This is a genomic window from Psychrobacter sp. Pi2-1, from assembly GCF_904846645.1.
Classification (GTDB): Bacteria; Pseudomonadota; Gammaproteobacteria; order Pseudomonadales; family Moraxellaceae; genus Psychrobacter.
Genome location: NZ_CAJHBO010000005.1, coordinates 43,197 through 56,528, shown reverse-complemented (window position 1 = coordinate 56,528; position 13,332 = coordinate 43,197). Strand labels below are relative to the sequence as shown.

Sequence of the window (13,332 nt, the reverse complement as noted above, 5' to 3'; positions counted from 1 at the left end):
CGGCTATTCTACCTGAAATTCCTGTAAGTTTTTAGAGTTAAACGCCTAAGTGCATAAACGATTTTGCCTTCAGGCTCTGGTGAAACCCATGCAGCAGTTTTTGTTCGACTTGGCAGACGTTATTTTCTGCTAAGTAGCGCTGATTGAACGCAATCAATGCTGACCACGTGATACTGGCCACTTGTAGATGATCGACGATTTCTAATAATTCTGGTCTTAATAGATGCTGATACTTCTTGGGTCGTTTGTGACACAGTGCCAGCTCTCGATCGGCTAAGCGCTGCTTGTTGTGCTCTAGCGCATTACCACCGATGAACAACAACAAAAACTTAGCCCCTTTATCGATAAAGCCTTTTTCGAGCAAATGCTCATACATCACACAGTACTTGAGCAGCTGATCTGGATTTTTCCGGCCAGCGAGTTTTAACTCATTCGCTATCAACACATTCGACTGATGGTTGTAGGCCAAGTTGTCCATATACATGGCTTTGAGTTCTGTGCTGGCCTCAAACAATCCGCTATTGCCATGTGTCGACCATGATCCACTCGGCTCAAAGGTGATGAATTGCTGATAAAATGAGTCTAAGTAGACATCACTACATAAACTCAAAAAGATATCGAACTCTTTATTTAGATAATCCTCAGAAAAGAATTTTACGCGGCGCACAGCTTCTCTCGCATTACAGATGCCCGTCGTTTGCGTTGAATACGTCTCTAACTGCTCAGACTCATGCATTTTTGCATTGAGCTTTTTGATGACTGACTGCTCAATCTCTTCTATATTTTTGTCCTTCATATCTGGGTGAGCGACCCATTCAATGATTTGGCGTACGTATTGCTTTTTAGTAATACCTAAAATACGTTGCGGCTCCCACGCCAAAAACTCTACCATATTCGTAAGACCAGTCGTCCATGATAGCTGATCTTTTAAATGATTTATTGAGCCAAAAACACGGCGATATTTTTCTGCTGCTTTCATACTAAGAATGTCTCATGGTTTACATTTTTTACGACAAATATTTGAGATTGCTATAACACACCCAGTCCACTTAACAACAACTGCCCTCCTGCAAATATCAGTAGCACGCCAAACGCGCGCTTGAGCATTAAGGCAGGCAATACATGGGCGAGCTTGGCACCGACTTTTGCCATCGCAAAGCTCGCCACCGAAATAAATAAGAATCCTATGACGTGGACAAACCCGATGGTGCCCTCAGGGAGGTTGACCACATCTTGACCAAACCAGGCAAACCCAGCCGCGCCAGCTAGGGCAATGGGCAGACCGCATGCCGCTGACGTACCGACCGATTGCTTCATCGGCAGTCCCGCCCAGTTCAAAAATGGTACGGTCAAACTACCACCGCCAATACCAAAAATAGACGACGCCATACCAATGCCCGTACCTGCGCCAAACTGCACCCCAGCAGGCGGCAATGGCTTACCCACCTGCTCTTTATTCGAAAAGAACAGCATTTTTAAGGCGACCAATAGCGCACCGAAACCAATGATAGCCTGTAGCGCTTGCCCATCAATCATATCCGCGATACCCGCACCGACCAAACTACCGATGACCAATCCAAGCGCCATCTTACGCCATACTTCCCAGCGCACGCCGCCGCGCTTGTTATGTGCAGTCAGTGAGCTGATTGAAGTTACAACGATGGTCGCCAATGACGTACCAATGGCCAGATGGGTGATTACTTCTGGCGAAAAATCATATGCGGTAAAAATCCAAACCAATGCAGGCACGATAATCATGCCACCGCCGACGCCAAACAAGCCCGCGCTGACACCCGCAAACGCGCCTGCAATCACAAACCACACATATAACATCATAGAACGAACCTTTTATAATACTAACTGGCGCTATAGTACTCACTAGCGCTTAGGCGTGCTTAATTGTATTTGCCAAATCTCAGCGTGACCTTTATGCTGTTTACTCGGTACTGTCTGACCGCAACAATCGCTCAGTATATCAAAGTTTCCTTTAACCACATCGACTAAACTTATGCCGCCACTCACCAGTTTTCCTCCCTATTTATCCGAGCTCAATCACCATCATGTGGCTAGTAGCGCCTCGACCAATAGCGAGCTGATAGAAGCCTTGCAAAACGGATCGTTAGATGTCGCCACCGTACATGTTTTGACAGCGGAAACCCAAAGCGCAGGTCGTGGTCAGCACGGGCGCTCGTGGCAATCACCGCGCGGCAATGTCTATCTATCGCTATACCATCCTGTGCATATGCCAATCAGTGGCTTATTATCGCTCATCATTGGCCTTGAACTGGCAAAAATGCCCGTCATTCAAACACTGAACGAGCAACTGCAAGCACAGGGACTGACGCCAATCGGTGTGAAATGGGCAAATGACTTGGGTTTTTATCAGCAAGCTCAGAGCCAATCTGAAGAGCTATCTAAAGTGCAATCTGTAACGGACAGCTCGGTATTAGACTCAGTATTAAACTCAGCATTGGATAGTGATGTAGCAAATCAGCGTACCCTACCCTTTAATAAACTGGCTGGGATTTTGATAGAGCCAGTGACGAAAGCTGGTAGATTGGTCGGTGTGGTGCTAGGTATTGGCTTAAACGTACAAGCAGCACCAAAGCTCACCACGCAAACGTCAGAGGGTATGAGCTACCAAGCGATTAGCTTACAAGGCATTAATGAGATGCTGCCTTTAGAGACACGATCTGCGAGCCTACCAGACCTACCAATGCTCTATCAGCAGATGTGCAAAGCATTGATGGCGGCGATGACACGCTTTGAGCATTTGGGCATAGAACAGCCAACGGGTCATACTTACTATTTGGATAGTTTTTTGGAGCAGTTTGCGACGATGGATGCGCTATCAGGTCTGCACTTACGCGTTACCCAAGACTATAATAATGAAGAAAAAGTCGTGACGGGAATCGCTTGTGGTGTCGACACACATGGCTGTTTGCAATTACGCCAAGATAGCGGTAAGATTTCTACGCTTTTTACTGGACGCATCGACGTTATTTATTAGGCTTAGACAACTATATTGATGAACACCATCATTAACGAGCACTATATAAAGGGACTTTTATGCTCTGGCTTGATCTTGGAAATACCCGCCTAAAATACTGGCTAACCGATGATATCGGACAAATAGTCGCACATGATGCCAAGCAGCATTTGCAAGCGCCTGCCGAACTACTTATGGGTCTGACGGATCGCTTCGAGCGTTATGCGCCTGACTTTATTGGTATCTCATCGGTATTGGGTGACAATCTCAATGCCAAAGTATCAGAGACGCTCAGTCGTTTGAATATTCCGTTTGAGTTTGTCCATGTCGATGCTGCGCATGCGCTGATGAAAAGTGCTTACAATGATCAGCAGCTCGGCTGTGATCGCTGGCTACAGATGCTCGGTGCGGTCGATAAGAAAAAACGCCAGTGTGTGATTGGCTGTGGTACAGCGGTAACCATTGATCTGATTGATCATGCTGAGCATTTAGGCGGTTATATTTTCCCTAGCATATATCTACAGCGTGAGTCCCTGTTCTCTGGTACTAAGCAAATCACTATCTCGAACGGTACTTTTGATAGCGTCAACCAAGGCTTGACCACTCAAGACGCAGTGCATCGCGGTATTTTGCTCTCTATCGTCGGCGCGATCAATGAGATTAGCCATCGTCACCCTAATTTTGAATTGATTATGACAGGTGGAGATGCCGCTATTATTTCGCAGCATGTTAATCGCCCAGTGCGCTTACGTGATGATTTATTATTAAATGGTTTGGCAAGGTATTTTGATTATCGGAATAAGTCTTAACCGCTTATACAGTCAAAGAACTACTAAACGGCTACGGCGTTACCTTCCCTAGACATACTATTTGTACAATCTGCAGTCGGCTGCCTTGTATCCGTTTTAGACTTCTTTGACTATAGATAATTCGGTTTGACGTTGACACAAAAAAAGCAGCACGTTTTAAGCGTGCTGCTTTTTTATTTTATATTAGAAAATAGCTAAGGCTTCATTAGCTGCCTCTTATTTGGTCTCGTTAAACAGCTCGCGACCGACTAGCATACGACGAATTTCACTGGTACCTGCGCCAATCTCATACAGCTTAGCATCGCGCCAGTAGCGACCAAGTGGATACTCATTAGTATAGCCGTTTCCGCCAAATATTTGAATACCTTCGCCTGCCATCCATGTGGCCTTTTCGGCACACCATAAGATCACACTGGCGCAATCTTTGCGCACTTCTCGACTATGACCGGCACCGCGCGCGTCCAACATATCGAGGTTTTTACCCACGGTGTATAAAAAACTACGACCGGCTTGCAGTATCGTATACATGTCCGCAACTTTACCTTGGATAAGCTGGAACTCACCGATCGCTTGACCAAACTGTTTACGGTCATGGATATAAGGCACAACATTGTCCATCACCGCTTGCATGATGCCAATAGGACCTGCAGCCAATACAGCGCGCTCGTAATCTAGGCCACTCATCAATACCTTAACGCCCTCATTAAGACCGCCCAAGATATTTTCGCTTGGTACTTTTACATTATTAAAAGTCATCTCACCAGTATGACTACCACGCATGCCGAGCTTATCTAGCTTTTGCGCTGTACCAAAGCCTTCCATACCTTTTTCAACGATAAAGGCCGTCATGCCTTTTGCACCCATCTCAGGATTGGTCTTAGCATAAACCACCATCACGTCCGCGTCAGGGCCATTGGTGATCCACATTTTGCTACCGTTTAAAATATAGCTGCCGTCTTTTTCTTCTGCTTTTAGCTTCATGCTAACAACATCTGAGCCAGCGCCTGTCTCACTCATTGCCAATGCACCGATGAACTCGCCACTGATTAGTTTCGGCAGATATTTCTGCTTTTGTTCTTCAGAGCCGTTACGTTTGATTTGGTTAATACATAGATTCGAGTGTGCGCCATAACTCAGTGCTACCGATGCCGAAGCTCGGCTAATCTCTTCCATCGCGACCATGTGGGCGACGTAGCCCATATTAGAGCCGCCGTACTCTTCAGGAACGGTAATGCCATGCAAACCGAGGTCACCCATTTTTTGCCACAGATCCATTGGGAACTCATCGCTGCTATCAATCTCAGCAGCACGTGGAGCGATCTCGTTTGCCGCAAACTGCTGCACGACATCACGTAGCGCGTCAATATCTTCGCCAAGTTGAAAATTTAATCCAGGTAAACTCATAACCATTCCTTGTATATAAATATTTAATTTTCGAATTTTAATCTGTTTTTTAAAGCCATATTATTTTTGATGTAATAGTCCATTCAATGTGAAAGTATGGCAAGGCAACCGAGTGTAGATGTATATCAAATACTTCAAACGAGGTTAATGCTGTCATACCTTCGTAGTGGATTGACTATACTATTTAAGACTGACGTTTATTGATGATGGCACGTGCTACATTTGAGCCATTTGGTCGCTTTAAAAATTCACTGATACGCTCGCCTGCCACGACCAATTTATCCAAATCGATACCCGTGCTGATACCCATACCATGCAACATATACGCCACATCTTCGGTAGCGACATTGCCCGTTGCGCCTTTAGCATAAGGACAACCACCGAGGCCCGCGACAGAGGTATCAAACTCACTAACACCCATTTGTAATGCAGCCAAAGTATTGCTTAGCGCTTGGCCATAAGTATCATGGAAATGACCTGATAGCATAGAGATATCAGCATACTCAAGTGCAGCTTGCAACGCTCGTTGTACTTTGAGCGGTGTACCCACACCGATCGTATCGGCAATGCCAATCTGCTCTGAACCGATCTCAATCAATCGCTTGGTGACATACGCTACTTGACTGGGGTCAATCTCGCCTTCATAGGGACAACCAACCGTACAAGAAATCACGCCACGTACCTTTATGCCTTGTGCTTTTGCTGCCGCAGCCACTGGTGCAAAACGTTCGATACTCTCATCGATACTACAATTGATATTTTTTTGACTAAAGGTTTCGCTGGCTGAGCCAAAGATGACGATTTCATCTGGGCGATGCAAGATAGCATTTTCAAAGCCACGCATATTGGGCACCAGTACCGAGTAGCAGACGTCCGTCTGCCGCGTTGGCGCAAGCGCATCCAGTAACGCGCTGTTATCACCCATTTGTGGCACCCACTTTGGCGAAACAAAGCTTGTTGCCTCTAGCTTTTTGACACCTGCCGCAATCAAATCATTGATAAGCGTTTGCTTAACCTCAGTCGGCACCGTCATGGATTCGTTTTGTAGTCCATCACGTGGACTGACATCAACGATGCTGACATGGCTTGGATACGAATGGCTCATACTTGTCGTCCTTTTTGTTATTTGCGCTTTATGAGGCTTTTTTATTAGGCCTCGTCAGCTATGCGCTTTCGCTATCGATGCGCAGTAGCTCATCACCATCAGCGACCAAGTCACCTGCTGCAAATAATAGCTCTGCTACCACACCATCCGTCGGTGCCGTAATCGTATGTTCGATTTTCATGGCTTCGATAACGGCAAGTGGCTCGCCTTTTTTCACAGTATCGCCAACAGCTACTTTGAATGCAACCACTTGTCCTGGCATTGGTGACTTCAAACTGCCAACTGCTGCTGTGTCTTCGCCCACATGTGCCATGATATCAATAAGCGTAATTTCATCGCGTCCACTATCCGTGAATACATAAACTCTCTCGTTATTTACCCAGCTTTGGGCACTGATACGTGCACCATCTAACCATAAGGTATGATTGTGCGCGTCATTGCTATCATAGCTAATTTGACCTTCATAAATCGTTTCGGTCTGAGCCGCTACATTGATATTGCTATCATCCTGCGTATTCGCGATTTCTTTACCAATGACGAGCGTAAAATTACTGAGACTATCACCGCCTTTTTTGCTATCAGCACAACTTGCATTATGCCAATTACTGATGCGAGCGCTATAAGCCTGCTCATCATAAACCAAGCTAAATGAACGAGTATAATCGCTATAAGCACGGAAACCCGTCGACTTGCTAAATGGATCTGAGCCCTGCGTGGTCGCCTCACTCGCAAGCTGCTGGGCAATAGCTGTCACCACAAGGGTTGATAATCCGAGAGGGTGCTGGTCAAAAAGCTTATCCTGCTCGCGCTCTATCAATGCCGTATCGAGATTGGCTTTGCTAAATGAATCTGTATTTAAAATATAACGCAAAAATGCCACGTTATTTGGCAGACCAACGATACGCGTCTGTGCCAATGCACGATCAAGTCTCGCCAACGCTTGCTCGCGCGTAGGAGCATGGACGATAAGCTTAGCAATCATAGAGTCGTAAAAAGGACTAATCACATCGCCCTCACGTACGCCATCATCGATACGCACATCAGTAATGTTGAAGGTACTATGCTCAGGCTTTTGATAAGTGAATAAAGTTCCTGTCGCTGGCAAAAAATTGTTGTCAGGGTTTTCGGCACAGATACGCGCCTCAATTGCATGACCGTTGATAGCCAGATCATCTTGCGTTTTTGGTAATGGCTGACCCGCAGCAACCAACAGCTGCCACTCGACCAAATCGACGCCAGTAATAGCTTCACTGACTGGATGCTCAACTTGCAAGCGCGTATTCATTTCCATGAAATAAAAATTCATAGAGTCTTCGCGCTGCTCAACGATGAATTCAACCGTACCTGCACCCACGTAATCAACTGCACGTGCTGCTTCGATTGCCGCTGTGCCCATCGCTTCACGCATGGCAGTATCGACACCGGGCGCTGGCGCTTCTTCTAGTACTTTTTGATGGCGACGCTGTACTGAGCAATCACGCTCAAACAGGTGCACATAATTACCATGCGTGTCACCGAATACTTGGATTTCGATATGACGTGGTTTTAGCGCGTATTTTTCGACCAATACTTGATCATTGCCAAAACTGGTAATCGCTTCACGGCGGCATGAATCTAACAAATCAATAAAATCGCTACTTTTTTCAACGATACGCATACCTTTACCGCCACCACCTGCACTGGCTTTAATCAAGACAGGATAGCCAATACTATCGGCCTGCTGCTGCAAAAACTGTGCATCTTGGTTATCACCATGATATCCCGGTATCAGCGGCACACCAGCCGATTCCATCAAGCGCTTAGACTCAGATTTGCCGCCCATAGCGCGAATAGCATCTGCCGATGGGCCAATAAATACCAAGCCAGCATCTTGGCAAGCCTGTGCAAAATCAGCATTTTCACTCAAAAACCCATATCCTGGATGAATCGCTTGGGCGCCCGTCTGCTTAGCGATAGCAATAATAGCATCGCCTTTTAGATAACTGTCTTTCGGTGCCGAACCGCCTAAATAGATAGCTTCATCACAGACAGCCACATGCTTGGCCTCACGATCCGCATCGGAGTAAACAGCAACGGTACTGACGCCAAGACGCTTAGCAGTCGCAGCCACTCGGCAAGCAATTTCACCACGGTTGGCGATTAGAATTTTAGAAAACATAACTATCCCTGTGTCTTGTCGTTATTATTTGACGTCTTGTCTATTTGCCCATTTATCTATCGTTGTTCTGCTACTAGTTAGTCTGCCATTAGCCAATCAGGTTTACGTTTTTGCAAAAAGGCTTGCACGCCCTCTTTACCCTGCTCTGATGAGCGGATATCAGCGATACCTTTGACCGTGTCAGCAATCAGCTCATCTGTAATAGGTGCACCAGCGACATCGTGTAATAGCTGTTTGCAGGTTTTTACCGCGTCAGGGCTGTTTTTGACGACCTTGTTACAGAACGCAGCCACTTCATCACTTAGCCACTCTTCGCTAACACGCTCATGGATAAAGCCAAGCTGACGCGCCTTTTTGGCATCAAACACTTCAGCACTTAAGAAATAACGCTGCGAGGCTCTAGCACCTAGCGCTCGGATAACATAAGGACTGATAGTGGCAGGTGCCAACCCCAAACGCACTTCACTGAGGCAGAAATTGGCAATTTTAACGGCGATGGCTACGTCACAAGCAGCGACCAGACCCATGCCACCTGCATAAACATCGCCTTGAATAGCCGCAACTGTTGGCTTAGGACATTCATAAATAGTCTTAAGCATTTGCGCCAACTTATCAGCATCCGCTAAATTTTCTTCATAGCTATAATCTGCCATGGCACGCATCCAATTAAGGTCGGCGCCTGCACAAAACGCTTTGCCCGCAGCCGCTAATACAATAACACGCACCTCGTCATCAGTACCAAGGGTAGTGAAAGCATCGGTTAGCTCAGCAATCATTTCATCGTTAAAGGCATTACGTATCTCAGGACGATTTAATGTCACCGTAGCCACATGCTGCTTGATGTTAACCAGTAAGCTTTTATAATTATTTATATTTTGTTGCATTGTCTTCTCTTTTTTTAGTCACTATCTTTACTGATGATATTTATTGAGTATCGTTAAATATTAAAAACTGGTTACATTCTAAAGACACCAAATGTCGTCTCTTCAATTGGTGCGTTATAAGCTGCGCTTAATCCTAACGCCAATACATTGCGCGTATCAGCAGGGTCAATTACGCCATCATCCCACATGCGCGCGGTAGCATAGTAAGGATGACCTTGCTCTTCATACATTTCGCGAATCGGTGCTTTAAATGCGGCTTCGTCTTCGTCGCTCCATGCCTCACCTTTGCGATCAAAGTTATCACGTTTGACCGTTGCCAGTACTGACGCTGCTTGCTCACCGCCCATGACAGAGATACGCGCATTTGGCCACATCCATAAGAAACGAGGGCTGTAAGCGCGGCCACACATACCGTAGTTACCAGCGCCGAACGAGCCACCGACGATAACCGTGAATTTTGGTACTTTGGCATTGGCCACCGCCATTACCATTTTGGCGCCATGACGAGCGATCCCTTCGTTCTCGTATTTACGACCCACCATAAAGCCAGTAATGTTCTGCAGGAATACTAATGGGATTTTGCGCTTACAGCACAGTTCGATAAAGTGCGTCCCTTTTTGCGCTGACTCACTGAACAAGATACCGTTATTGGCGATAATACCAACAGGCATCCCTTCGATATGAGCAAATCCACAGACTAGCGTCGTACCAAAACGCGATTTAAACTCATCAAAGGCACTGTCATCAACGATACGCGCGATGATTTCTCTGATATCAAATGGCTTGCGCTTGTCTGTTGGAATGACACCGTATAGCTCTTTGGCATCATAACGTGGCGGACGCGGTGTGATTTGATTGGGGATATTTTTCGCAGGGCGATTTAGGTGACTGACGATATTACGGGCAATCGATAACGCGTGCGTATCATTCTGCGCTAGATGATCAACCACACCTGATAGTCTAGTATGTACATCACCACCGCCCAAATCTTCTGCGGTAACCTCTTCACCTGTTGCTGCTTTGACTAGTGGTGGACCACCCAAAAAGATAGTGCCTTGCTCTTTGACAATAATAGATTCATCACTCATCGCAGGCACATACGCACCGCCAGCCGTACAGCTGCCCATAACCACAGCAATTTGCGGAATGCCTGCTGCACTCAGATTGGCTTGATTAAAAAAGATACGACCGAAATGCTCTTTATCAGGGAACACATCATCTTGGTTCGGTAAGTTTGCGCCACCTGAATCAACCAGATAAACGCACGGTAGATGGTTTTCTTGCGCAATCTCTTGGGCACGTAGGTGCTTTTTGACCGTCATTGGGTAATAGGTGCCGCCTTTTACCGTGGCATCATTACAGACAATCATACACTCGATGCCATTGATACGGCCAATACCAGCAATCACACCAGCTGCCGGAATCTCTTCGCCATACATATCATGTGCAGCCATCGGTGCCACTTCTAGGAACGGCGTACCTACATCCAATAAACGCTCGACGCGCTCACGTGGTAACAGCTTACCACGCGCTAGATGCTTGGCTCGTGCGCGCTCTGAGCCACCTTGGGCAACTTTACGCAAGTGTATATACAGGTCATCGACTATCTCTTGCATCGCGGCACTGTTTTGCTGAAAATCGCTTGAGTTTGGACTCAGTTTACTGGTTATGATAGCGCTCATGATATCCCTTTTTTTTCTTATACATAGATAGATACGTAGATGTGAGTAGCTTTTTATATGAATGATACTAACTGCTATTTTTAAGCGTTACTCACATATAGTCGATTCAATTTAAAAGTAGTACAAGGCAACCGAGTGTAGATGTATGTGTGATACTTCAAGCGAGGTTAACGCTGTAATACTTTTATAGTGAAATGAATATGGTTAGTCTTTTGTTTTTTAGAGCAGACAAGTAAGCTTACTACAAACCCAACTCTTCTTTCATTTGCTCAATGATTTTATATTTCTGAATTTTGCCAGTGATGGTCATTGGATATTCAGTCACAAAGCGATAGTAAGTCGGCACTTTATAGTGAGCGATATGCTCGCTACAGAACTCGCGTACTTCTTGTTCAGTTAAGCAGCCAGGCTCTTTCGGAATAATCCACGCTGCCAGCACTTCACCATAACGCTCATCTGGTATACCCACGATTTGTACATCACGAATCTTTGGGTGACGATAGAGGTAATTTTCAATTTCTACTGGATAGATATTTTCGCCGCCGCGAATCACCATATCTTTACTACGGCCGACGATTTTTACGTAGCCATCTTCATCCATCGTAGCCAAATCACCCGTATGCATCCAACCATCTTGGATCGCCTCACGCGTTTTAAAGCGACTACCCCAATAGCCTTTCATCACTGAATAGCCTCGTGTGAGCAACTCACCTGTCTCACCTAGCGGGACAATTTCACCTGTTTCTGTATCGACGACTTTCACCTCAAGCGCAGGCTGTACCAGTCCTACCGTCGAGACCTGTTTATCAAGTGGCGTGTGCTCATTGGTCTGGCAAGATACGGGACTGGTCTCTGTCATGCCATAGGCAATGGTGACTTCGCTCATATGCATCTTATCGATGACACGGCGCATAACCTCAATCGGACAACTAGAGCCAGCCATTATGCCAGTACGTAAGGTAGACAAATCAAAGTTTTCAAATTCAGGATGGTCAAGCTCGGCGATAAACATCGTTGGCACGCCGTGCAGACCTGTACACTTTTCTTCTTCGACTGCTTGTAATACGGTCAATGGCTCAAAGCCGTCGTTTGGATATACGATACAACCGCCATGCGTGAGAATCGCTAGATTACCAAGCACCATACCAAAGCAATGATACAGAGGTACTGGAATACACAGCCTATCCTCTTCAGTGAGGTTCATGGCCTCACCGATAAAGTAGCCATTATTTAAGATATTACGATGGCTTAAGGTGGCACCTTTTGGTGTACCTGTCGTACCACTGGTGAACTGTACATTGATGGCATCGGTGTTCCTAAGCTGAGCTTGGCGCTCAGCAACACGCGGATCGTTGGCATCGCCCTCGCTCATCCATGCAGAGAATTTTTGCATAAAACCGAATGTCTCATCCGACTCTTGCTCATCAATCCAAATGATACGTTCAATCGTCGGAATCTCGACCAAATCAAGCTGAGTGTAATCTTTATGGTAAATTTCAGGACACAGCTCACGGATTAAACTGGCGTAATCACTGGTTTTGAAATGACGCATCAGTACGAGCGCTGAGCAGCCCAGTTTGTTTAAGGCATATTGCAACTCAAAAGTACGGTAGGCAGGATTGATATTAACGAGGATAACGCCAACTTTTGCTGTAGCCAATTGCATGAGCAACCATTCAGCATTGTTGTGCGACCAAATACCGATACGATCGCCAATTTCTAGTCCCATCTCAATCATACTACTGGCTAGCTGATTCACTTGCTGCTGTAGCTCACGATATGTCCAGCGGATATTTTGATGGCGGACGACCAGTGCTTCGCGCTCAGGATATTTAGAAACAATAGCATCAAAAAAGTCACCGATTGTCGCTTCAATCAGCGGTACATCAGGACCTTTGTCATAGCTTTGAGTAAGTGGTGCATTGGCTGAGCGTGCGCCCATATTGATACTAGGAATGTTGTTTAAAATAGTATCGAAGTCAACGCGAGTCGAATCGAGATCAGGAGTTTGAGTCATAACGAGTCCTTTCGTTTTACTTTTTATATCATTTATAAATAGCACTTATTAATAGCCTGCGTGCAAACCTTCTTCCTTGGGCAGGTCTTACATAGCATTCAGCTACTATAACGCCATCAATGAAAGCCTGTCAACAATATCAATACAGTATGTATCATTTAATTAGGCAGTTTACCTTTCTATTTAGTAAAAGGTAACATAGAATCATGGCAAATATTTGACATAAAAAAGCCAGCCACATCATAAGCAATGGGCTGGCTCAATCATCAATATTGTCTTTTAAC

General features: G+C 45.8%; 10 protein-coding genes. 2 read left to right on the top strand and 8 right to left on the bottom strand.

The genetic code is table 11. From position 1 onward, the window contains the following. Positions 1-37 precede the first annotated feature (37 nt). Both JMX91_RS04520 and JMX91_RS04515 read right to left on the bottom strand, forming a co-directional pair. On the bottom strand, positions 38-979 hold the full coding sequence (locus JMX91_RS04520; protein ID WP_201547906.1) for a hypothetical protein: 942 nt from the start codon (positions 977-979) through the stop codon (positions 38-40). Positions 980-1,029: 50 nt separating this feature from the next. Next, complete coding sequence (locus JMX91_RS04515; protein WP_201547962.1) at positions 1,030-1,833, bottom strand: sulfite exporter TauE/SafE family protein; 804 nt, start codon at positions 1,831-1,833, stop codon at positions 1,030-1,032. Positions 1,834-2,008: 175 nt separating this feature from the next. Between JMX91_RS04515 and JMX91_RS04510 the strand changes: the two genes are divergently transcribed. Further along, positions 2,009-3,010 carry a biotin--[acetyl-CoA-carboxylase] ligase gene (locus tag JMX91_RS04510; protein WP_201547905.1) on the top strand — a complete coding sequence of 334 codons (1,002 nt, stop codon included), beginning with the start codon at positions 2,009-2,011 and terminating at the stop codon, positions 3,008-3,010. A 59-nt stretch (positions 3,011-3,069) separates the two neighbouring features. Beyond that, positions 3,070-3,798, top strand: a complete 729-nt coding sequence (locus JMX91_RS04505; protein WP_165598299.1) for a pantothenate kinase — start codon at positions 3,070-3,072, stop codon at positions 3,796-3,798. 216 nt (positions 3,799-4,014) lie between these two features. On the opposite strand, the gene JMX91_RS04500 is transcribed toward JMX91_RS04505, so the two are convergent. The 6 genes from JMX91_RS04500 to JMX91_RS04475 all read right to left on the bottom strand — a co-directional run bounded on the left by JMX91_RS04500 (position 4,015) and on the right by JMX91_RS04475 (position 13,048). After that, on the bottom strand, positions 4,015-5,202 hold the full coding sequence (locus tag JMX91_RS04500; RefSeq protein WP_201547904.1) for an isovaleryl-CoA dehydrogenase: 1,188 nt from the start codon (positions 5,200-5,202) through the stop codon (positions 4,015-4,017). A 184-nt stretch (positions 5,203-5,386) separates the two neighbouring features. Continuing rightward, positions 5,387-6,307 carry a hydroxymethylglutaryl-CoA lyase gene (locus JMX91_RS04495; protein ID WP_201547902.1) on the bottom strand — a complete coding sequence of 307 codons (921 nt, stop codon included), beginning with the start codon at positions 6,305-6,307 and terminating at the stop codon, positions 5,387-5,389. Positions 6,308-6,365: 58 nt separating this feature from the next. Next, complete coding sequence (locus JMX91_RS04490) at positions 6,366-8,465, bottom strand: acetyl/propionyl/methylcrotonyl-CoA carboxylase subunit alpha (RefSeq protein WP_201547900.1); 2,100 nt, start codon at positions 8,463-8,465, stop codon at positions 6,366-6,368. A 77-nt stretch (positions 8,466-8,542) separates the two neighbouring features. Then, positions 8,543-9,349, bottom strand: coding sequence for an enoyl-CoA hydratase/isomerase family protein (locus tag JMX91_RS04485; protein ID WP_201547898.1), 807 nt, complete (start codon positions 9,347-9,349; stop codon positions 8,543-8,545). A gap of 71 nt (positions 9,350-9,420) precedes the next feature. Beyond that, complete coding sequence (locus JMX91_RS04480; protein ID WP_201547896.1) at positions 9,421-11,031, bottom strand: carboxyl transferase domain-containing protein; 1,611 nt, start codon at positions 11,029-11,031, stop codon at positions 9,421-9,423. Positions 11,032-11,272: 241 nt separating this feature from the next. Continuing rightward, on the bottom strand, positions 11,273-13,048 hold the full coding sequence (locus JMX91_RS04475) for an AMP-binding protein (protein WP_201547894.1): 1,776 nt from the start codon (positions 13,046-13,048) through the stop codon (positions 11,273-11,275). Positions 13,049-13,332: the final 284 nt, after the last annotated feature.